Annotated in this window: 17 protein-coding genes, 1 tRNA gene and 1 riboswitch; of the genes, 13 read left to right on the top strand and 5 right to left on the bottom strand. The window is 72.5% G+C overall.

What is annotated here, in order from left to right; translation table 11 throughout:
• Positions 1 to 161: 161 nt before the first annotated feature.
• From ACSU53_RS18575 to ACSU53_RS18615, 9 genes are all read left to right on the top strand, one after another.
• Positions 162 to 1466 carry a cytochrome P450 family protein gene (locus ACSU53_RS18575; protein ID WP_437033276.1) on the top strand — a complete coding sequence of 435 codons (1305 nt, stop codon included), beginning with the start codon at positions 162 to 164 and terminating at the stop codon, positions 1464 to 1466.
• Positions 1467 to 1666: 200 nt separating this feature from the next.
• Positions 1667 to 2608, top strand: coding sequence for a transglycosylase family protein (locus ACSU53_RS18580; protein WP_437029166.1), 942 nt, complete (start codon positions 1667 to 1669; stop codon positions 2606 to 2608).
• A gap of 945 nt (positions 2609 to 3553) precedes the next feature.
• Positions 3554 to 3722, top strand: a riboswitch (cyclic di-AMP (ydaO/yuaA leader).
• 4 nt (positions 3723 to 3726) lie between these two features.
• Entirely contained in the window at positions 3727 to 4434 is a 708-nt protein-coding gene (locus tag ACSU53_RS18585; protein ID WP_437029168.1) for a transglycosylase family protein, read from the top strand.
• A gap of 359 nt (positions 4435 to 4793) precedes the next feature.
• Positions 4794 to 6074 (top strand): phosphopyruvate hydratase, encoded by a 1281-nt coding sequence (gene eno / locus ACSU53_RS18590; RefSeq protein ID WP_164349917.1) that lies wholly within the window; start codon positions 4794 to 4796, stop codon positions 6072 to 6074.
• A 111-nt stretch (positions 6075 to 6185) separates the two neighbouring features.
• Complete coding sequence (locus ACSU53_RS18595) at positions 6186 to 6662, top strand: FtsB family cell division protein (RefSeq protein ID WP_432056146.1); 477 nt, start codon at positions 6186 to 6188, stop codon at positions 6660 to 6662.
• A 95-nt stretch (positions 6663 to 6757) separates the two neighbouring features.
• Positions 6758 to 7306, top strand: a complete 549-nt coding sequence (locus ACSU53_RS18600) for a DUF501 domain-containing protein (RefSeq protein WP_437029170.1) — start codon at positions 6758 to 6760, stop codon at positions 7304 to 7306.
• Complete coding sequence (locus ACSU53_RS18605) at positions 7303 to 8256, top strand: Ppx/GppA phosphatase family protein (RefSeq protein ID WP_437029172.1); 954 nt, start codon at positions 7303 to 7305, stop codon at positions 8254 to 8256. The genes ACSU53_RS18600 and ACSU53_RS18605 overlap by 4 nt, the downstream gene beginning before the upstream one ends.
• A gap of 556 nt (positions 8257 to 8812) precedes the next feature.
• On the top strand, positions 8813 to 10195 hold the full coding sequence (locus tag ACSU53_RS18610; protein ID WP_437029174.1) for an NAD(P)/FAD-dependent oxidoreductase: 1383 nt from the start codon (positions 8813 to 8815) through the stop codon (positions 10193 to 10195).
• 302 nt (positions 10196 to 10497) lie between these two features.
• Entirely contained in the window at positions 10498 to 11796 is a 1299-nt protein-coding gene (locus tag ACSU53_RS18615; protein WP_437029175.1) for a class I SAM-dependent methyltransferase, read from the top strand.
• Between the two features lie 101 nt (positions 11797 to 11897).
• On the opposite strand, the gene ACSU53_RS18620 is transcribed toward ACSU53_RS18615, so the two are convergent.
• Complete coding sequence (locus ACSU53_RS18620) at positions 11898 to 14426, bottom strand: ABC transporter permease (RefSeq protein ID WP_437029177.1); 2529 nt, start codon at positions 14424 to 14426, stop codon at positions 11898 to 11900.
• Between the two features lie 210 nt (positions 14427 to 14636).
• The gene (locus ACSU53_RS18625; RefSeq protein WP_437029179.1) at positions 14637 to 15407 is read right to left on the bottom strand and encodes an ABC transporter ATP-binding protein; all 771 of its coding nucleotides are present in this window, start codon (positions 15405 to 15407) and stop codon (positions 14637 to 14639) included.
• A 402-nt stretch (positions 15408 to 15809) separates the two neighbouring features.
• Between ACSU53_RS18625 and ACSU53_RS18630 the strand changes: the two genes are divergently transcribed.
• From ACSU53_RS18630 to ACSU53_RS18640, 3 genes are all read left to right on the top strand, one after another.
• Positions 15810 to 15896, top strand: a tRNA-Leu gene (locus ACSU53_RS18630).
• A 475-nt stretch (positions 15897 to 16371) separates the two neighbouring features.
• Positions 16372 to 17556, top strand: a complete 1185-nt coding sequence (locus tag ACSU53_RS18635) for an RCC1 domain-containing protein (protein ID WP_437029181.1) — start codon at positions 16372 to 16374, stop codon at positions 17554 to 17556.
• Between the two features lie 190 nt (positions 17557 to 17746).
• The gene (locus ACSU53_RS18640) at positions 17747 to 18655 is read left to right on the top strand and encodes a Bax inhibitor-1/YccA family protein (protein WP_437029182.1); all 909 of its coding nucleotides are present in this window, start codon (positions 17747 to 17749) and stop codon (positions 18653 to 18655) included.
• 91 nt (positions 18656 to 18746) lie between these two features.
• Here the strand turns inward: ACSU53_RS18640 and ACSU53_RS18645 are convergent, their stop codons facing one another.
• Positions 18747 to 18974 (bottom strand): DUF4287 domain-containing protein, encoded by a 228-nt coding sequence (locus tag ACSU53_RS18645; RefSeq protein WP_437029184.1) that lies wholly within the window; start codon positions 18972 to 18974, stop codon positions 18747 to 18749.
• Positions 18975 to 19076: 102 nt separating this feature from the next.
• On the opposite strand from ACSU53_RS18645, the gene ACSU53_RS18650 reads away from it, so the two are divergent.
• Positions 19077 to 19388, top strand: a complete 312-nt coding sequence (locus ACSU53_RS18650) for a hypothetical protein (protein ID WP_437029186.1) — start codon at positions 19077 to 19079, stop codon at positions 19386 to 19388.
• Between the two features lie 155 nt (positions 19389 to 19543).
• Here the strand turns inward: ACSU53_RS18650 and ACSU53_RS18655 are convergent, their stop codons facing one another.
• Positions 19544 to 20323, bottom strand: coding sequence for a hypothetical protein (locus ACSU53_RS18655; protein ID WP_437029187.1), 780 nt, complete (start codon positions 20321 to 20323; stop codon positions 19544 to 19546).
• A gap of 273 nt (positions 20324 to 20596) precedes the next feature.
• Positions 20597 to 21817 carry an acetyl-CoA C-acetyltransferase gene (locus ACSU53_RS18660; RefSeq protein ID WP_437029189.1) on the bottom strand — a complete coding sequence of 407 codons (1221 nt, stop codon included), beginning with the start codon at positions 21815 to 21817 and terminating at the stop codon, positions 20597 to 20599.
• Positions 21818 to 21854: the final 37 nt, after the last annotated feature.

Here is a 21854-nt window from a genome sequence, read left to right on the forward strand (position 1 = left end):
GAGGGAGGGGTGGGGGGAAGGGGGGAGGGGGAGGCCCCTCCAGAAAACGGACAGGCTCCGCCCCCGCCCCCACCCGCCCCGACCTCCTCCGCCGGGCCGGATACGGTCGGACGGTGACCGACCAGCTCCCGCCCGAGAACCCGGAATCACCGTCCCCCGTGCTGCCTCCTCCCTCTCCCTCTCCCACTCCCACTCCCACTCCCTCCACCTCTACGCGGCCCACGCCCGAACTGTTCAGCTGGGAGTTCGCCGCCGACCCCTACCCGGCCTACGCCTGGCTGCGCGAGCACGCGCCCGTGCACCGGACGCGGCTGCCGAGCGGGGTGGAGGCCTGGCTGGTCACCCGGTACGCCGACGCGCGCCGGACGCTCGCGGACAACCGCCTGTCGAAGAACCCGGCGCACCACGACGAGCCCGCGCACGCCAAGGGCAAGACCGGCATTCCGGGGGAGCGCAAGGCGGAGCTGATGACGCATCTGCTCAACATCGACCCGCCGGACCACACCCGGCTGCGCCGGCTGGTGAGCAAGGCGTTCACCCCGCGCCGGGTGGCCGAGTTCGCGCCCCGGGTGCAGGAGCTCACCGACGGGCTCATCGACGCCTTCGCCGCCCGCGGCTCCGCGGACCTGATCCACGAGTTCGCGTTCCCGCTCCCCATCTACGCCATCTGCGACCTGCTCGGCGTTCCCCGGGAGGACCAGGACGACTTCCGGGACTGGGCGGGCATGATGATCCGTCACCAGGGCGGCCCCCGGGGCGGAGTGGCGCGCTCGGTGAAGAAGATGCGGGGCTACCTCGCCGACCTGATCCACCGCAAGCGCGAGGCACTGCCCGCCCAGCCCGCCCCCGGCGAGGACCTCATCTCCGGTCTCATCCGGGCCTCGGACCACGGTGAGCACCTCACCGAGAACGAAGCCGCCGCGATGGCGTTCATCCTGCTGTTCGCCGGCTTCGAGACCACCGTCAACCTGATCGGCAACGGCACCTACGCCCTGCTCACCCATCCCGCCCAGCGCGCCCTGCTCCAGGACTCCCTGACCGCCGGGGACCGCGGACTGCTGGAGACCGGGGTCGAGGAACTGCTGCGCTACGACGGCCCGGTGGAGCTGGCGACCTGGCGGTTCGCGACCGAACCGGTCACCATCGGCGGGCAGCGGATCGCCACCGGGGACCCGGTGCTGGTCGTGCTCGCGGCGGCGGACCGCGATCCGGAGCGGTTCGACGGGCCGGACGTGCTCGACCTGGCGCGGCGTGACAATCCCCACCTGGGATACGGGCACGGCATCCACTACTGCCTGGGAGCCCCGTTGGCGCGCCTGGAGGGGCAGACCGCGCTCGCCACCCTGCTGACCCGGCTGCCGGACCTCCGGCTCGCGGCGGATCCGGCCGAACTGCGCTGGCGGGGCGGGCTCATCATGCGCGGACTGCGTACCCTGCCGGTGGAATTCACGCCTCCGCAAAGCTGAGCGAACCGGACGGCCCGGCCCTGCCCCCGATCCGACCAGCGGAAACGTGACACAGTCTCACACTCTGTGATCTTCACGTGATCTGCGCGGCATTAACTTGTGACAAGAGATCCTTCCCGATACGTTCACCCATCAACAGCGTGGCGCACGTGAGTTCGCGTCCGCCGCGTGGCAACCGCTGTCGTGTGAAAGGTCTCCGCATGCTCTCCGGGAACGGTCGGCACCGTCGCCCCCGCCAGGCACCGGCTTTCGTCGTCGCGGCCGGAGTCACCGGCTCCGCCATCGCTCTCCCGCTGCTGGCGGCCGGCAGTGCCAGTGCGGCCGACGGCAAGACGTGGGACCGGATCGCGGAGTGCGAGACCGGCGGCTCCTGGAGCGAGAACAGTGGCAACGGCTACTACGGCGGCCTCCAGATGAGCCAGGAGAAGTGGGAGAAGTACGGCGGGCTCGAGTACGCGGCGAGCGCCGACCTGGCCAGCCGCCGTCAGCAGATCGAGATAGCCGACAAGGCGCTCGCCGCCGAGGGCGTCGGCGACTGGGCGACCTGCGGGCTCATCGCGGGGCTCCAGTCCGACTCGCCCGACGGTGCCGCCGGGCAGGGCGAGACCGGTACCGGCGGGACGGACCTCCCGAACTCGCTGGGGCTGGGCGGCTCCTCGACTCCGCCCGCCACGCCCGAGACGGACGCTCCGTCCGCCTCCGCGTCCGCCACGCCGTCCCAGACGCCGGGCGGCCAGGGTGCGACCGACGCGCCGGCCGGCTCCGAGGCGTCCGGCGAGCCGTCGGCGGAGTCGAGCGCCTCGCCGTCCGCCTCCCCGTCGGCCAAGGGTGAGGAAAAGGGCAAGGCGGACACGAGTGACGCCCCGTCGGCGGCGGCCCCTTCGACCGAGGGCACCGGCCGCCATCGCGGCGCTCCCGCCCAGGAAGAGGTCGCGGCCGGCGACCAGGGCGCCGCGCCCGCCGCGCCCGACGCCGGAGCGGCGCGCGGCGTGATGGACGCGACGGCGGGCGTGAGTGCCGTGGTGGGCCTCTGGTCCCTCGCCGACACGCCCGCGCCCTCCGCCACCCCGACCGGACCCACCACCGCGCCGGAGACCTCCCCGTCGGCGCAGGGTGCGGGTCTCTCCGCCTGGAACCAGTAGGCCCCGCCTGGCCACGTGAACCACCACGCCCCCGGTCGGATGCCCCGGCCGGGGGCGTTCCGGGCGAAAGCCGCATGCGGCATCAGCCGCCGAACACGGCGAAAAGCGGCCGGAGTCCCCTCGGTCCGCGGAGCGAGGCCGCCGGCGTGCACCACGCGGCCGGCCGCCCCGGCGCGCCCCCGGCGTGACGGCGGTGACTGCTCAACGCACCCGGACGCGGCGGGAGTCCCCGGCGGAACGTGACCGCCCGGCCCGCAGAACGGCGCTCACCGCCCCTCGGAGCGCGACCGCCGACCGCCCCCGTGCGCGACGCGGAAATCCCCGGGGACGAGACCGCCCGACGCGCGGAACGACCCCACCGCGACGCGCGGAACGAGCCTGCTCCGCCGCACGGAGCAGCCCACCCGACGCGCGACGCAAGCCCACCCCGGCGCACGGTCAAGGCCGCCTCGACACGCGAGAACAAGCCCACCTCACGCACCGAACAAGCCCACCCGACCCCCGCAACCGGGCCACCCGAACCCGGAACCGGACCAATCGCCGGCCCCGGAACCGGACCACTCGCCGGCCCCGAAACCGGACCACTCGCCGCCCCGGAACCGAACCACTCGCCGGCCCCGGAACCGGACCACTCGCCGCCCCGGAACCGGGCCGCCCGGCTCGCGGAACGGTGCCGGCCGCCATGCCGGTCGGGGGCTCGCAGCGCCCCCGGCGACGAAAAGCGCGACACCCGCCACGACCGGCGAAAAGCCCCGAAAATGGCGCCAGTTGGCGTCATGATTCGCGCTGAATGTCCGGTTTAAAGTTTGTGAGACATAGGTCTCAGAAGCCGTGATCGTCTTTGAAATTCGGCCGAACGCGTGTCTACGGTCATGACCGCTCGCCATCGCGGGCCCCGGCTGCCGCCACGCCGAATCCTGCCAGTGGCAGCACGGGAACAGTCGTCGCATCAGTGCGCCGTAGGCAGGAGCGGGGGACCCAAGGTAAGCGCCGGAGCCGGTGGTTGACACCGGAGACGGCTTGGGGTGAAGCCGCGTCCCGCGAGGGACGTGGCCGGGCAACTCAACCGGCCCGAACCCGACAGCTCACCTCGTAGGCGTCGGTGAGGGGATCCAACCATGCTGTTTTCCGGCAAGGGCAAGCACCGTCGTCCGTCCAAGGCCACTCGCGCCATCGCCATCGCCGGTGTGACCGGCGCCGCCGTCGCCGCCCCGCTGATGGCGGCCGGCAACGCCTCCGCCGCCACCGCCGCCGAGTGGGACGCCGTCGCCCAGTGCGAGTCCGGCGGCAACTGGTCCATCAACACCGGCAACGGCTACTACGGCGGTCTGCAGTTCTCGGCCTCCACCTGGGCCGGCTACGGCGGCACGAAGTACGCCTCCACCGCCGACCAGGCCACCAAGGCCCAGCAGATCGAGATCGCCGAGAAGGTCCTCGCGGGCCAGGGCAAGGGTGCCTGGCCGGTGTGTGGCAAGGGCCTGTCCGGCGCCGCGTACACCGGTGGCGGCTCCACCCAGAACCAGGGCGGCGGCTCGCAGCAGAGCGCCCCGAAGCAGGACACCGGCTCCACCGCCGAGCGCTCCACCGAGCAGAAGGCGTCCCGCTCCGCCGAGCGTCCGGCCCAGAAGAAGACCGTCACCACCCCGACCGGCAAGAAGGTCAAGAAGGGCGACGGCGAGTACAAGGTCGTCAAGGGTGACACCCTCAGCTCGATCGCCGAGGAGCACGACGTCGAGGGCGGCTGGGCCAAGCTGTTCAAGCTGAACGACGACGTCGTCCAGGACGCCGACCTCATCTACCCGGGTCAGCAGCTGCACCTGAAGTAAGGAAGCGGCCGCAGGCCCCCTCCTCCCAGGCTCCCCGCCCCGGTGCGTGTTCCCCCGTACGCACCGGGGCGGGGTCATGTCCCGGGGCGCGTGCCGGGACACGACCGCGACGCGAAGCGACATCGCGGCCCGACCGCAGGGCCGTCCGCCGGGCACTTTCCGGTCACGGTCTCCCCGGACTCTTTGTTCCGCGAAGAAACAATCTAAGCTCTGCCCTGTCCCCCGCGGCACTCCGGGCACGAGCCACGGATGTCCAGGGGATGGGCGACCGGATGGCCGATCGCCCGGAGCCGGTTAGGCTCGGTCTCGCAGAGCCACCGCGGCCCTGCCCACGCGTCACATCCACGAAGGAGATGCTCGTGCCGTCCATCGACGTCGTCGTAGCCCGGGAAATCCTGGACTCCCGAGGCAACCCCACGGTCGAGGTCGAGGTCGGCCTCGACGACGGCAGCACGGGTCGTGCCGCCGTTCCCTCCGGCGCCTCCACGGGCGCCTTCGAGGCCGTCGAGCTGCGGGACGGGGACCCCGACCGCTACCAGGGCAAGGGCGTCGAGAAGGCCGTCCTCGCCGTCATCGAGCAGATCGGCCCGGAGCTGGTCGGCTACGACGCCACCGAGCAGCGCCTGATCGACCAGGCCATGTTCGACCTGGACGCCACCGACAACAAGGGCTCCCTCGGCGCCAACGCCATCCTGGGTGTCTCCCTCGCCGTCGCCCACGCCGCCTCCGAGGCGAGCGACCTGCCGCTGTTCCGCTACCTGGGCGGCCCCAACGCGCACCTGCTGCCGGTGCCGATGATGAACATCCTGAACGGCGGCTCGCACGCCGACTCCAACGTGGACATCCAGGAGTTCATGATCGCCCCCATCGGGGCGGAGTCCTTCTCCGAGGCCCTGCGCTGGGGCACCGAGGTCTACCACACGCTGAAGAAGGTCCTGAAGAGCAAGGGCCTGGCCACCGGCCTCGGCGACGAGGGCGGCTTCGCCCCGAACCTCGGCTCCAACCGTGAAGCCCTCGACCTCATCCTGGAGGCGATCAAGGAAGCCGGCTACACCCCCGGCGAGCAGATCGCGCTGGCGCTGGACGTCGCCGCCTCCGAGTTCTACAAGGACGGCTCCTACGTCTTCGAGGGCAAGGAGCGCACGGCCGCCGAGATGACCGAGTACTACGCCGAGCTCGTCGAGGCGTACCCGCTCGTGTCCATCGAGGACCCGCTGTTCGAGGACGACTGGGACGGCTGGAAGACCATCACCGCCAAGCTGGGCGACAAGGTGCAGCTCGTCGGTGACGACCTGTTCGTCACCAACCCCGAGCGCCTGGCCCGCGGCATCGACGAGGCCGCCGCCAACGCCCTGCTGGTCAAGGTCAACCAGATCGGCTCGCTCACCGAGACCCTGGACGCCGTCGAGCTGGCCCAGCGCAACGGCTTCAAGTGCATGATGTCCCACCGTTCCGGCGAGACCGAGGACGTCACCATCGCCGACCTGGCCGTCGCCACCAACTGCGGCCAGATCAAGACCGGCGCCCCGGCCCGCTCCGAGCGCGTGGCCAAGTACAACCAGCTGCTGCGCATCGAGGAGATCCTCGACGACGCCGCGGTGTACGCCGGCCGCAGCGCCTTCCCCCGCTTCAAGGGCTGAGCGCCCGCTCCCCAGGAAGCGTCGTCGTCACGTCCCCGTGCCCGGTCCCGTACCGTGTGCGGGGACGTACGCACGTAGACCCACGGACGACGGCGAACCGGAGGCGGGCACATGGCGGTGAAGGACCGGGACCGTTTCTCCACCGCGACCAGGATCCGGCTCATCGGTGAGCAGACCGCGGCCCGGGTCTACCGCTCGCAGACCAAGCGGCAGGCGCGCCGCTCCCGGCTCACCGGCCGGGCCGCGCTGCTCGCCCTGGTGGTCTGCTCGCTGATCGTGGCCCTCGCCTACCCGATGCGGCAGTACGTCTCCCAGCGCGCCGAGATCGCCGACCTCCAGCGGCAGCAGGAGGAGGCCCGGCAGCGCGTCGAGGAGCTGCGCGACCTCAAGGCGCGCTGGCAGGACGACGCCTACGCCGAGCAGGAGATCCGCCGCCGGCTGCACTACGTCATGCCCGGCGAGACCGGGTTCGTCGTGGTCGACCCGGGCCCGGTGAAGCGGTCGCGCGCCGACACGCGGGCGGCCGACCGCCCCTGGTACGCGAACGTCTGGGACGGGGTCGACAAGGCCGACGCGGCCGACCGGTGACCCCGCGCCCGTGACCGCCGCAGACCCGTGACCCGCGCCCGTGACCGCCGCCGTCCGGCGGTCCCGCACCCGTGACACCCCGAAGAAAGACAACGATGGACACTCCTCCGCCCACGACCCCGCGCACCGAGCCCACCGACGCGGACGTCGCGGCCTTCCGGCAGCAGCTGGGCCGGCCCCCGCGCGGACTGCGCGCGATCGCCCACCGCTGCCCCTGCGGACAGCCGGACGTCGTCGAGACGGCACCGAGGCTGCCCGACGGCACCCCCTTCCCCACGCTCTACTACCTGACCTGCCCGCGCGCCTCCTCGGCGATCGGGACGCTGGAGGCGAACGGCGTGATGAAGGAGATGACCGAACGCCTGGCCACCGACCCGGAACTGGCGGCCTCCTACCGGAAGGCGCACGAGGACTACATCCGCCGGCGCGACGAGATCGAGGAGCTGACGGGTTTCCCGAGCGCGGGCGGCATGCCGGACCGCGTGAAGTGCCTGCACGTCCTGGTGGCCCACTCGCTGGCCGCGGGCCCCGGCGTCAACCCGCTGGGCGACGAGGCGCTCGCCATGCTCCCCGAGTGGTGGCGCAAGGGTCCGTGCGTGACGCCGGAGGACACGGCCGCCGCGGAGCAGGAGGGCACCCGATGAACAGGGTCGCCGCCATCGACTGCGGCACGAACTCGATCCGGCTGCTGGTGGCCGACGTCGACCCCGGAACCGGTGAACTGACCGACCTCGACCGGCGCATGACGATCGTGCGGCTCGGCGAGGGCGTCGACCGCACCGGCCGGCTGGCGCCGCAGGCGCTGGAGCGCACGTTCGCCGCCTGCCGGGAGTACGCGGAGATCATCGAGCGGCACGGCGCGGAGCGCCTCCGCTTCGTCGCCACCTCCGCCTCCCGGGACGCCGAGAACCGGGACGACTTCGTGCGCGGCGTGGTGGACATCCTGGGCGTGGAGCCCGAGGTCATCACCGGCGACCAGGAGGCCGAGTTCTCGTTCACGGGCGCCACCAAGGAGCTGACCGGCCGCACCGACCTGCACCGCCCGTTCCTGGTCGTCGACATCGGCGGCGGCTCCACGGAGTTCGTCGTCGGCGACGACCGGGTCCGCGCCGCCCGCTCCGTCGACATCGGCTGCGTCCGGATGACCGAACGGCACCTGGTGCGGGACGGCGCGGTGACGGACCCGCCGACGCCGGAGCAGGTGGCGGCGATGCGCGCCGACATCGAGTCCGCCCTGGACCTAGCCGAGAAGACGGTCCCGCTGCGCGAAGCGCGGACGCTGGTGGGGCTCGCCGGCTCGGTCACCACCGTCTCGGCGATCGCCCAGGACCTGCCGGGCTACGACTCGGCGGCCATCCACCACTCCCGGATCTCCCGGGAGCGGGTGCGGGAGATCAGCGACCGGCTGCTGCGGTCCACGCACGCCGAGCGCGCCGCGATCCCGTCCATGCACCCGGGCAGGGTCGACGTGATCGCCGCGGGGGCGCTGGTGCTGCTGGCCGTGATGGAGCGCATGGACGCCCGGGAGGTCGTCGCCAGCGAGCACGACATCCTGGACGGCATCGCCTGGAGCTGCGCCGCCGGGGCGCGCTGAGGCGGCGCACCCGCGGCCGCTCGCTCGCCCGCCCCCTCGCCCGCACTGTCCCGCCGGGGCGCCGCCGGGGGTCACCGGGGGTCCACGCGGGGCCCTTTCCGGGTCCCCCGTCGAGCCGCCTCCCGTCCCTCCGTGGCGCTCCCCCGAGCAGGGTTGGGGAGCATCCGAGCGCTGGTGGGGGGCCCTGGGGGCGCTTCGGGCGGGGTTCCGGGCGGAAAGTTCGTGAAGTTCTTCACAAGGAAAGGGGCCCGGTGGTGCGCGAAATGGGGGCCGGTTGGCCCTTTCGGGGGCTCAACACCCGTTTGAACATGTTCAGAAGGCGGCCGGACGATCGCACCGGCAGCACACCGGGACGCCCGCGCGAGGAGCCTCACACCGGCTCCGAACTGCCGGAGAGGCAGCTCACGCGGCATTGACAACGTGACGACGACGGTGTGGGTTCCCGTTCGCGGCCATGGTCTGGGTCACAAGGGCCGCGGAGTGTAACACAGGGGGTGCCCGAGCTTGTGAAGGGGCGCACGAGGTACCCCCCTCGGGCGGGTGGATACTCGATGGCATGAGCACCACGGAGCGTCCCAGGATCCTCGTAGTAGGCGGTGGGTACGTAGGCCTGTACGCAGCTCGGCGCATCCAGAAGAAGATGCGTTACGGCGAGGCGACCGTCACCGTCGTCGACCCGCGGTCGTACATGACCTACCAGCCCTTCCTCCCGGAAACCGCCGCCGGCAACATCTCCCCGCGACACGTCGTCGTCCCGCTGCGGCGCGTGCTCCCCAAGGCGGAGGTGCTCACCGGCCGGGTCACCACCATCGACCAGGACCGCAAGGTCGCCACGATCGCCCCGCTGGTCGGCGAGGCGTACGAGCTGCCCTTCGACTACCTGGTGATCGCGCTCGGCGCGGTCTCCCGCACCTTCCCGATCCCCGGCCTCGCCGAGCAGGGCATCGGCATGAAGGGCGTCGAGGAGGCCATCGGCCTGCGCAACCACGTCCTCGAACAGCTCGACAAGGCCGACTCCACGACGGACGAGGAGATCCGCCGCAAGGCGCTCACGTTCGTCTTCGTCGGCGGTGGCTTCGCCGGCGCGGAGACCATCGGCGAGGTCGAGGACATGGCCCGGGACGCGGCCAAGTACTACAAGACGGTGTCCCGCGAGGACATGCGCTTCATCCTCGTCGACGCCGCCGACAAGATCCTCCCCGAGGTCGGTCCCAAGCTGGGGCAGTACGGCAAGGAGCACCTCGAGAGCCGCGGCGTCGAGGTCTACCTGTCCACGTCGATGGACTCCTGCGTCGACGGCCACGTGGTGCTGAAGAACGGCCTGGAGGTCGACTCCAACACCATCGTGTGGACCGCGGGCGTCAAGCCCAACCCGGCGCTGGCCCGCTTCGGCCTGCCGCTGGGTCCGCGCGGCCACGTCGACACCCAGCCCACCCTCCAGGTCACCGGCACCGACTACATCTGGGCCGCGGGCGACAACGCCCAGGTCCCGGACCTCGTCGGCCGCAAGGCGGGCAACGAGAACGCCTGGTGCCCGCCGAACGCCCAGCACGCGCTGCGCCAGGCCAAGGTCCTCGGCGACAACGTGATCGCCGGCATGCGGGGCTTCCGGCAGAAGGACTACCGCCACGCCAACAAGGGCGCGGTCGCGGGCCTCGGCCTGCACAAGGGCGTCGCGATGATCGTCGTCGGCAAGATGAAGATCAAGCTCAAGGGCCGGCTCGCCTGGTACATGCACCGCGCGTACCACGGCATGGCGATGCCGACCTTCAACCGCAAGATCCGCGTCTTCGCCGACTGGACCCTCGGCATGTTCCTCAAGCGCGAGGTCGTGTCCCTGGGCGCGATCGAGTCGCCGCGCGAGGAGTTCTACGAGGCGGCCAAGCCCGCCCCGGTGGCCGCCGCCGAGCCGAAGAAGACCGAGGCCAAGGCCTCCTGAGCCGCGCGGCCGTCCCCGCCCCGGGGACGCGCCGGCCGCCGCTGTGACGCCCGAAGGGGCCGCCCGCCATCCGTGGTGCGGGCGGCCCCTTCGGCATGCCCGGGACCGCCGGCGAGGACCTTCCCGGGACCGCCTCCGCGGACCTTTCCGGGAACCGCCGGCGAGGACCTTGCCGGGACCGCCTCCGCGGGCCTTTCCGCGGCCGCCCGCGCGGGCGGGACGCGCGCCGGGGGCTGCCAAGTCGCCGTGCGGGTGTTTACGTGGTGACGACATTCCGGGATTCCCCCACGGAGGTGCAGACCATGGCAGACGCCGCGTCGCGGCTGAAGGCCCACGTCGATCAGCTGCTGGGCACACCGCTTCCCGTCCGGATCCGGGCCTGGGACGGTTCCCAGGCAGGCCCCCCGTCCGCACCGGCCCTCGTGGTGCGCAACCGCCGGGCCGTGCGCCACCTGCTGTTCAAGCCGGGCGAACTCGGCCTCGCCCGCGCCTGGGTGGCCGGTGACCTGGACGTCGAGGGCGACCTCTACACCGCCCTGGACCTGCTCGCGGGACTCGTCTGGGAGCGTGACGAGGACGCCCCCGGCCTGGCCCGCTCCCTGCGCGACCCGGCGTTCCGCTCCGCCGTGCGCGGCCTGTTCGCCATGGCCGGGCCCCCGCTGCCGCCCGCACGGCCCGCCGAGGAGGTCCGCCGCCCCCGCCGCGGCCTGCACACCAGACGCAGCGACCGGGGCGCCGTCAGCCACCACTACGACGTCGGCAACGACTTCTACGAGATCGTCCTCGGCCCGTCGATGGTGTACTCGTGCGCCTACTGGTCCGCCCCGCCCCCGCGGACCACCCTCGAACAGGCCCAGTACGACAAGCTGGAACTGGTCTGCCGCAAACTCGCCCTGGAGCCCGGCCGGCGGCTGCTGGACGTGGGCTGCGGCTGGGGCGCGATGGCCGTGCACGCCGCCCGCGAGCACGGGGCGGACGTCGTCGGCATCACCCTCTCCCGGGAACAGGCCGCCTACGCCCGCAAGCGCGTCGCCGAGGAGGGCCTGGCCGACCGGGTGGAGATCCGCGTGCAGGACTACCGGGACGTCGCCGACGGCCCGTTCGACGCGATCTCCTCCATCGGCATGGCCGAGCACGTCGGCTCGCCCCGCTACCTGGAGTACGCCACCCGCCTGCACGGGCTCCTCGCGCCCGGCGGACGCCTGCTGAACCACCAGATCGGCCGCCGCCCCGAACGCGACGAAGGGGCGTACGACCTGGACCCGTTCATCGACGCCTACGTCTTCCCCGACGGTGAACTCGCCCCCGTCGGCACCACGGTGAGCCTGCTGGAACGCGCCGGGTTCGAGGTGCGGGACGTGGAGGCGCTGCGCGAGCACTACGCGCTCACCCTGCGCCGGTGGGTGGCGAACCTGGAGGCGGACCGGGACCGCGCGGCCCGTCTCGCCGGGCCCGGCCGGGCCCGCGTGTGGCGGCTCTACATGGCCGCCTCGGCCCTCGCCTTCGAGAAGAACCGCATCGGCGTCAACCAGGTCCTGGCCGTCCGCCCCGCCGGGTCGGGCGCGTCCGGGCTGCCCCTGCGCACCCGCACCTGGAACTGACGCGCCGCGCGCCGCCGCACCCGACGACGAGGCCCCGTCCACCGGAACGGGGCCCCGTTTACCGGAACGGGGCCCCGTCGTCGCGGCCGGACGGCCGGCCGCTACTCGGCCTTGATGGCCTGGAGCATGTTCAGCCGGGCCGCGCGGCGGGCCGGCCACAGCGCGGCCAGCACGCCCACCACGGCGGCCAGCGCCAGGAAGACGCCCATCCGGCCCCACGGCAGCACCAGTTCGTAGGTCTGGATGCTGTTGCCCATCAGTTCGCCCGCGGCCCAGCCGAAGAAGACCCCGAGCCCGACGCCGAGCACCCCGCCGAACAGCGAGATCACCAGCGACTCCAGCCGGACCATCCGCTTGATGCCGCCGCGGTCCAGGCCGATCGCCCGCAGCATGCCGATCTCCTGCGCGCGCTCGAACACCGACATCGCCAGGGTGTTGATCACCCCGAGGACCGCCACGATCACCGCCATCGCCAGCAGGCCGTAGACCATGTTGAGCACCACCGTGAACATCTGCGCGACCTCGGCGGAGAGGTCCTTCTTGTCCTGGACCTTGATGCCCGGGTTGTTGCCGAGGAGCTTCTCCAGCGACTCCTTCGACGCCTCGGACGGGCCGTCGGCGGTCTTGACCATGACCAGCATGTCGTTCGGCTCCGACTCGTGCGGAGCGAGCGTGGCGGTGTCGAGCATGATGCCGCTGATCATCTCGTTGCCCCGGTAGACGCCGGAGACCGTCAGCCGCTCCTTCTCGCCGTCCTCGAAGGCGGCCGTGAACTGCGAGCCCGCCTTCCAGCCGTACGAGGCGGCCGTGTCGTCGTCGACGACGACCCGCGAACCGCCGACCTCGAAGCGGCCGGACTCGATCTCGAACCGCGTCAGCCGGTCGAAGGTGGAGCCGTCCACGCCCGTCAGGTACTCCGTCCCACCGTCGATGCGGGACACGGCGTTGCGCATCGGGCTGGTGGCGGTGACGTCGTCGGCCTTCTTCAGCTTCTTCTCGACGTCCGGGGACAGCGCGTTCGCGTTCGCCATGGACACGATGTAGTCGGCCTCGATCGCCGAGGCCGCCATCTTGTCGATGGACTTCTGCAGGCTGCCGGCCGCCACCGTCATGCCGGTGATCAGGGTGAGCCCGATCATCAGCGCGGACGCGGTGGCCGCGGTGCGGCGCGGGTTGCGCACCGAGTTCTGCCGGGCCAGCTTGCCGGAGATCCCGAACACGCGCAGGACCGGGGCGGCCGCGGCGACCAGTGGACGGGACAGCAGCGGCGTCAGGACGAACACGCCGACGATCAGCAGCACCGCGCCGATGCCCATCGGTGCCTGGCCGTCGGAGCCCTTCATGCCGGTGGCCACCAGGACCACCGCGATGCCGGCCGCCGAGAGCAGTGCGCCCAGCGTGTTGCGCAGCACCAGCGACTTGGTGGTCGCCTTGGCGTGCACCGAGCTCATGGCCGCCACCGGCGGGATCTTCGCGGCCCGGCGGCCCGGCAGCCAGGCGGCGAGCATCGTGACCAGGATGCCGACGGCGAACGCGGAGACCACCGTGCCCGGACTGACCACCAGCGGGCCTTCCGGCATCGGGGCGTCCAGCGCGCCCATCAGGGAACGCAGCCCGACACCGATGCCCACGCCGGCGACCAGACCGGCGACCGCGGCGATCGTGCCGACCACGAACGCCTCGATCAGCACCGAGCGGGTGATCTGGCGGCGGGAGGCGCCGACGGCGCGCATCAGGGCCAGTTCCTTGGTGCGCTGGGCGACCAGCATGGTGAAGGTGTTGGCGATGATGAACGTCCCCACGAACAGCGCGATGCCGGCGAACACCAGCAGCGCCTGCTTCAGGCCGCTCATCGAGGAGGCGATCATCTCCGCCTGGTTGTCGGCCAGTTCGGTGCCGGTCGTCATCTCCACGACGCCGGACGGCAGCGCCTTCTCCAGCTGCGCCTGCAGCGCCGACTCGCTGACGCCGTCCTTCGCCCGGACCGCGATCTCGTCGAAGGTGCCGGTCTTGCCGAACAGCTTCTGCGCGGTCGCGGTGTCGAACAGCGCGAGGCTGCCCCCCGCCGCCACGTTGCCGTCGTCGGTGGTGAAGACGCCCGTGACGACCGGCTCCAGGACGGGGCCGTCGACGGACATGCGGATGGTGTCGCCGACCTCGTACCCGGCGCGCCGGGCCGTCTCGGAGTCGATGAGGATCTCGCCCTCGCCCTTGGGCGCGCGGCCCTCGGTCAGCGGGTACCGGGGGTCCTTCGTCCCCCAGTAGTTGCCGCCCTGCGACTGGAAGTCGTCGCCGATCAGACGGCCGTCCTTGTCGGCGAGCGCGGTGAAGCCGGTGACGATCCCGATGGCCTGCTCGGCCCCCGGCACCCTGGCGCTCTCGTCGACCAGGGCGCGGGTGAGTTCGTGCGGCTCGCCGACCCGGTCGCCCTCGGCGTCCTTCCAGCCCGGCGTGACGGCGACGTCGACGTGGTCGAAGCCCTTGGCGGACTGCTTCTGCAGGGCGGCGGAGACGGAGTTGGTGAAGACCAGGGTCCCCGACACGAAGGCCACGCCGAGCATCACGGCGAGCACGGTCATCAGGAGCCGGGCCTTGTGCGCGAGCACGTTGCGCAAGGCGGTACGGAACATGGGTGTCTTCTCGAGTCCAGACGGTGAGGGCGAAGGGCGGAGGCCGCCGGCCGGGCCGGCGGACCCGCCGGGGCACGCGGGCGCGGGTGCGGAGCCGCGCGCGGCGCACGCGGCGGCGCCCCGGGGCGGCGGGGCCGGGCCGGGCGCGGCCCGCGGCGCCGTGGGGCGGCGGTGAGGAGAGGGGGCGGGGGCGGACGGGGCCGCGGGACGTCAGCTGGTGCGCCCCTGGGCGTCGAACTGCTTCATGCGGTCCAGCACCTTGTCGGCCGTGGGCCCGTACATCTCGTCCACGACCCTGCCGTCCGCGAGGAAGATCACGCGGTCGGCGTAGGCGGCGGCCACCGGGTCATGGGTCACCATGACCACCGTCTGGCCCAGCTCGCGCACCGAGTTGCGCAGGAAGCCCAGCACCTCGGCGCCGGAGCGGGAGTCCAGGTTCCCGGTGGGCTCGTCACCGAAGACGATGTCGGGCCGGGAGGCCAGTGCCCGTGCCACCGCCACCCGCTGCTGCTGGCCGCCCGACAGCTGCGCGGGCCGGTGGCCGAGCCGGTCGGACAGCCCGGTCATCCGGATCACGGTGTCCAGCCACTCCCGGTCGGGCTTGCGGCCCGCGATGTCCATCGGCAGCGTGATGTTCTCCAGCGCGTTCAGCGTCGGCAGCAGGTTGAACGCCTGGAAGATGAAGCCGATCTTGTCCCGGCGCAGCCGGGTGAGCTGCTTGTCCTTCAGCGACCCCAGTTCGGTCTCGCCGATGCGCACGGAGCCGGACGAGAAGGTGTCCAGGCCGGCCACGCAGTGCATCAGCGTGGACTTGCCGGAGCCGGAGGGGCCCATGATCGCGGTGAACTCCGCCTGCTGGAAGTCGACGGAGACCCGGTCCAGGGCGACGACCCGGGTCTCGCCCTGGCCGTAGATCTTGGACAGCTCCGCGGCGCGCGCGGCCACGGTGGTGGTCCGGGCGGCGGTTGGTGCGGTGGTCACGGGATGGCTCTCCTGACGGGCGACGTGGTTCTCGCTGACGTCTTCCATCGTTCCGTCCGTTTGCCGCCGCGTAGTCACCCGCAGCGCCGGTTCCGGGGGGCGACTGAGGGGGGACGGGCGGGCGCCGTGTCATACCTGGGGATGACGGGGTCCCCTGACGGGACGGATGACCGAGTGATGACCGGAACAGGTGGCGCGCCCTTGTTCGTACGGTGAAATTCCGTCATTCCGCACACGGCGTGTGCCATGACGCGCAACGCTGGTGGCACGTGCTGATGGCGCGTTCCCGTTGCTGATGCACCCTCAGACATCAATAAAATAAGACAACATCGGCCCACCGCCCCGTAGTTCGCGTGGGGCGGCCCGATAGGCTCGGCACGCTCGAAGCGGAGCCCATGGCCTGCCCGGATGGTGGAAAGCAGACACGGCGAGCTTAAACCTCGCTGCCCCTTCGCGGGCGTGCCGGTTCAAGTCCGGCTCCGGGCACCACCACGTCCTCCACCGCCGGAGGGCGGCACCGGCCGGAACGGCACACGGCCGCCCCCGGCTTCGGGAGCGCAACGCTCTCGCCCCCCCCGGCAGCGCCCGGCAACGCCCTCGCACCCCCCGGCGGCGCCCCCCCGGAACGCCCCGCACCGCCCTCGCGACGGCACCGGCGCCGCACCCGGACCGCCGGGCCCCTGCCTCGCCCCCCTCCCGCCCTTCCCCGCCCCACCGCGCGCCTCCGCGTCCCTCCCCGCCCGCCGCCGGCCCCTGAGCGGCCCGCCCGCCCGGCGGCGGGACGGCGGGCCCGGCACGCCCCCCGGCCGCGCCCGTCGGGGCCGGGGGGCGTGCCGCGCCGCTCACCGCACTGCACGGCACGGCACGGCACGGCACCCGAGCCTCCCGGTTCACCGCGGACTGATGCGAAGATCGGACCGCCCGGACGAACCGTGCGCCGGGCAGGAGCCGACGGGGGTGGGCGATGAGGCGTGGCAGGTGGCTGCGGACGCTGCTGGCGGGGCTCGTGGTGCTGGGCGCCGCGGGCTGCAGCAAGGCCGACCGGGCGGTGATGGCGGCACCGGACTGCCCCGAGGGGGCGTCCGGGCGCCCGCAGTCCGCCCGGGTCCAGCCCGGCGCCGTGTGGTCCGGGGGCCACCTGGGCGCCGGGGCGGCCGACCGGTGGGGCGGCGGGCTGGTGCCCGGCTGGACCGATGTCGTCTCCGTGGCCGACGACGGTTTCAGCACCGCCGCGGTACGGGCCGACGGGACCGTGTGGACGTACGGCCTCAACCACAAGGGCTCCCTCGGGCACGGTTCCCAGGAACGCGGCCACCTCGACACACCGCGCCAGGTGGCCGGGATCACCGACGCCCGCTCCGTGCACCACGGGGGCAGCACGTTCTTCGCCGTCCGCGCCGACGGCTCCGTGCTGGCCTGGGGTTCGGAGAACATCCTCGTCAACGCCGGACGCCGGGACGGCCACGCGGGGGTGCCCCGGCCCCGCCCCGTGCCGCGCGCCGACGGCGTCCACTCGATGGCGGCGGACTCGCTGACCGCGTTCGCGCTGCGCTCCGACGGACGGGTGATCGGCTGGGGCGTCAACCTCACCGACGTGCTGGGCGACACCGACAGCACCCGGCTCACCCGCATCGGCGGCGTCCGCAACGCCGTCTCCCTGGCCTCGACCGGCGGCGCCGTGGTCGTGGCCACGGCCGACGGCGCGGTCTGCGCCTGGGGCAACAACGTCCACGGCGTGCTCGGCGTCGAGCCCCGCGGCGGCCAGAGCGGCAAACCGGTGCGGGTGCCCGGTCTGAAGGACGTCGTCCAGGTCGCGGGCGGCAACGACGTCGCCTTCGCGCTCGACCGCAGCGGCACCGTCCGGGCGTGGGGCCGCGGCGTGAGCGGCACCCTCGGGGACGGCGACACCTCCGACCACCACACGGCCCGCCCGGTGAAGGTGCCCGGCCTGCCCGCCGTCCGGCACATCGCGGCCCACGGCTTCACCGGCTACGCCATCGACACCGACGGCCGCCTGTGGAGCTGGGGCTCCGGCGTGACGCTGGGCGACCACACCCGGGCCACCGGCGCCCCGCCCGAACGGGTCCCGCTGCCGGGCCGCGCCCTCGGCATCTCGGGCCGTCACGTGATCGTCGACACCGTCGGCTGATCTCCGGCAGGTCCCGGGAAGGTACCGGCTCGGTCATGGTCCGGCGCCCGCCGGTGAGGGGAATCACCCGGCCGCGTAGCGTGTTGAGCAGCACGACGAGGGAAAGATCCTCCCCAAGCACTGGGTCATTCCCTTTGCCTACCTATTACTCTTGAGCCAAGGCCGCGCAGTGCGGCCATGGAGGAGTGAAATGAGGAGCAGAAACCCGGTCTTCTCGCGACGGGGGTTCAGCCGCGACAACGGCTACGCGGGCTTCGGCACCGCGCCGCAGGCCGGGGGTCCCGCTGTCGCCACGCAGGGCAACCCGTACGCGCAGCCGACGGGCAACCCCTACGCGCAGAACCCGTACGCGCAGAACCCGTACGCCCAGCAGGACCTGCAGCACGGTGCGCCTCCGCAGGCTCCGGCCGCTCCCGGCCGGATGACCATGGACGACGTCATCATCCGTACCGGGTCGACCCTCGGTCTCCTGGTCGTCACCGCGGCGCTCGCCTGGGCCCTGCTGCCCGTGGACGACGCCAACATCAGCCGGTCGTACGGCATCGGCATCGGTGCCGCGCTGCTCGGCATGGTCCTGGCGCTGGTGCAGTCGTTCAAGCGCAAGGCCTCGCCGGCGCTGATCCTGACGTACGCGGCCGTCGAGGGTGTGTTCCTCGGCGTGATCTCCAGCATCGTCGACAACCGCATCGCCGACGGTGCGGCCATGCAGGCCGTGCTCGGCACCATGGCGGTCTTCGCCGGTGTGCTGGTCGCCTACAAGGCCGGCTGGATCCGCGTCAACCGCCGCTTCTACGGCTTCGTGATGGCGGCCGCGCTCGGCTTCATCCTGCTGATGGGCGTGAACCTGCTGTTCGCGGTCTTCGGCGGCGGTGACGGCCTCGGCTTCCGCAGCGGCCCGCTCGGCATCGTCTTCGGCATCGTCGGCATCATCCTCGGTGCCTGCTTCCTCGCCCTGGACTTCAAGCAGGTCGAGGACGGGCTGGCCTACGGCGCGCCGCGCGAGGAGGCGTGGTTCGCCGCCTTCGGCCTCACCCTGACGCTGGTGTGGATCTACCTCGAGTTCCTGCGACTCATCGCGATCTTCAACAGCAGCGACTGACGCGTCGCGCCGCACGGCACGCGGAAGGGCCCCGGGATCCGTCCCGGGGCCCTTCGTCGTGCCGCACCGCGGCCGGTGCCGGCGGGCGGCGCTAGCGCAGTTTGCGCGCGGCCCTTCTGAGGTCGTACTCGTGGACGATCGCCTTGGCGTGACCGTACGCCAGGTCGTATTCGTGACGGAGCCAGCTGACCTTCTCCTCGAAGCGGAGGGCCGGGCCGTCGTCGACGGTGCGCAGCCAGTCGGAGATCTCACGACCGGTGCACTGGGGGATGCGGGCGAGCAGGTTGCGATGGGTCTCCTCGGAGAAGACTTGGGACATCGGCGCCTCCGGACGCAGGGGATGAAAGCCGGTCCTTCAGGTCACCGTGCCCGAGCGTTCGTCCGTTGGCAACAGTCCTGCCGCGCCGCGTACGCTCGCCGCGTGGTTGATACGACATCCCTCACCCGTGCCGTGGATCACTTCGCCGACCGCCTGCGGGCCGCGCCGCAGAGCCGGCTGCAACGGGGGGCGGCCGCCGAGGCGCTCGCCCTGGCCAGGGAGTTCGCCCGGCGGACCCAGCTGGCGGAGGAGCCGGGATCCGAGCCCCGCGAGATGCCCGACGCCGGGATGTTCGCCGCCGCCGACCAGATCACCGTCGCCGGGCACGACCTGGCGCTCGTACTGAAGAACGAGGACGAGGTCGCCGAGGCGGCCCGGCTGGTGGAGGAGGCGCAGAAACGCGCCGGGGTCTGAGGGGGGACCCGGCGCCAAGCGGCCACGGCCGCGGGCGGGCCGGTCCGGCGGGCCGGCCGGGACGCGGACACGCGTACGGCGTCCGAGGCGGCGGTGACCCGGTGACCGGTGATCCCGTGACCGGTCCCGCGGCCGGGGGCCGGGGGGCCGGGGCGTCAGAGGGACGCTATGACCCGGTCCGCCAGGATGTACACGTTGTCCTCACCGCAGGAGAACGTCAGGGTGTACGCGCCCGAGATGCCGGAGCCGCCGAGCAGGAACGGGCTCTCGCCCGCCTGCAGCGCCGTCGCCAGGCGTTCCGCGGTCTCCCGGTGACCGGGCGTCATGCACAGGGTGGTGCCGTCGGCGAAGACGTAGACGTCCAGGGTGCCCAGCGGGCCCGGACGGACGTCCGCCAGCTCCACCCGGGTGGCCGCCAGCTCCTCCAGCGTCGCCACGGTGCGCTCGTGGTCGTTGACGGCCGGCGGCGGGTTCGGCACGAAGTCCGGGTGCGAGGGGTGGCGGCGGCGGGCGGCGGCCAGCTCCGGCGAGTCCGCGGGGTGCTCGTCGGCCTCGGGGCCCGCCTCGGTCACCGGCTCCAGGCCCACGAAGTCGGCCTGCCGGGGCAGGAACAGCTCACTGTCGGACAGTCCCAGCAGGGACGGCGCGTCGGAGGCGTCCCGCGCCTCCTGGGCGGCCCAGAAGGCCCGCGCCTCGGCCAGCTCCCGCTCCCGCTCCTCGGCGAGGGCTTCCGCGACGGCCGCGCGTATCTCGTCGGCGTCGGCCGTCCGGGCCGATGGAAGCAGCGCGCGGGTGGCGGCGGCTCGGCTTTCGACGAGCTCGGTGTGCAGGGCCGCGACCTGTCGCCGCAGCACCAAGATGCTGCGCAGGACCGCGACGCCCACGGCGCCGGTGGCGGCCGTGGTGATCAGCAGGGCGATCGGCATGGCGCTCACTGACGTACTCCCGGTTCAAAGTCGACCCCCGACTTCCTACATCAGCTTGAAGGGTGGACTAACCATCTGTCAGTGCGTAACGTCACGAAACGGACAGAGTGTTGTTTCCAGGGGGGTGAGGGGTGGGGCTCTGACCTGCGTGAATCCCTGTGGCGGGAGGGATAGGTCACATCCTGAGGGCGATTGGATCACAAATCGGCCCGGAGCCCCGGCAGTTCCGGGATTCCGGGCCGAACGCGGACGGAGGGTGCCGCCGCGGCTACGCTGCGCTGCTCAGCTCAGGCGCTCGATGACCATCGCCATGCCCTGCCCGCCGCCGACGCACATCGTCTCCAGCGCGAACTGCTTGTCGTGGTACTGCAGCGAGTTGATCAGCGTGGTGGTGATCCGGGCGCCCGTCATGCCGAAGGGGTGGCCGACGGCGATGGCGCCGCCGTTGACGTTCAGCTTCTCCAGCGGGATGCCCAGCTCGCGGTAGGACGGGATCACCTGGGCGGCGAACGCCTCGTTGATCTCGACCAGGTCGATGTCGTCGATGGTCAGGCCGGCCCGGCGCAGGGCCTGCTGCGACGCCTCGACCGGGCCGAGGCCCATGATCTCGGGGGAGAGACCGGAGACGCCGGTGGAGACGATCCGGGCCAGCGGCGTCAGGCCGAGCTCGCGGGCCTTGGTGTCGCTCATGATGACGAGCGCGGCGGCGCCGTCGTTGAGCGGGCAGCAGTTGCCTGCCGTGACCAGGCCGTCGGGGCGGAAGACGGGCTTGAGCCCGGCGACGCCCTCCATGGTGACCCCGGCGCGCGGGCCGTCGTCCTTGGCGACCACGGTGCCGTCCGGCGTCGTGACGGGAGTGATCTCGCGCTCCCAGAAGCCGTTCTTGATGGCCTCCTCGGCGAGGTTCTGCGACCGGACGCCGAACTCGTCCATCTCCTCGCGGGTGATCCCCTTGAGGCGGGCCAGGTTCTCGGCGGTCTGCCCCATCGCGATGTACGGGTCGGGCACCAGGCCGTCCTCGCGCGGGTCGTGCCAGGTGGAGCCCTCGGACTCGGCGACCGCGGCGGTGCGCGCCTCGGCCTCGGCGAACAGCGGGTTGCGGGTGTCGGGGAGGCTGTCGGAGTTGCCCTTGGCGAACCGGGAGACCGTCTCGACGCCGGCCGAGATGAACACGTCGCCCTCGCCGGCCTTGATGGCGTGCAGTGCCATCCGGGAGGTCTGCAGCGAGGACGAGCAGTAGCGGGTGACGGTGCAGCCCGGCAGGTGGTCCATGCCCATCTGCACGGCCACGATCCGGCCCAGGTTGTTGCCCTGCTCGCCGCCGGGCAGGCCGCAGCCGAGCATCAGGTCGTCGATGTCCCTCGGGTCCAGCTCGGGCACCTTGGCGAGGGCGGCCTGGACGATCGTGGCGGTGAGGTCGTCCGGACGCACGTCCTTCAGGGACCCCTTGAAGGCGCGGCCGATGGGGGAGCGGGCGGCGGAAACGATCACGGCTTCGGGCATCACGGCTCCTGAGGGAAGGGGCGGCGCTTCGCGCCGG

Origin of the sequence: Streptomyces sp. enrichment culture (assembly GCF_964273255.1) — a bacterium.
Lineage (GTDB): Bacteria > Actinomycetota > Actinomycetes > Streptomycetales > Streptomycetaceae > Streptomyces.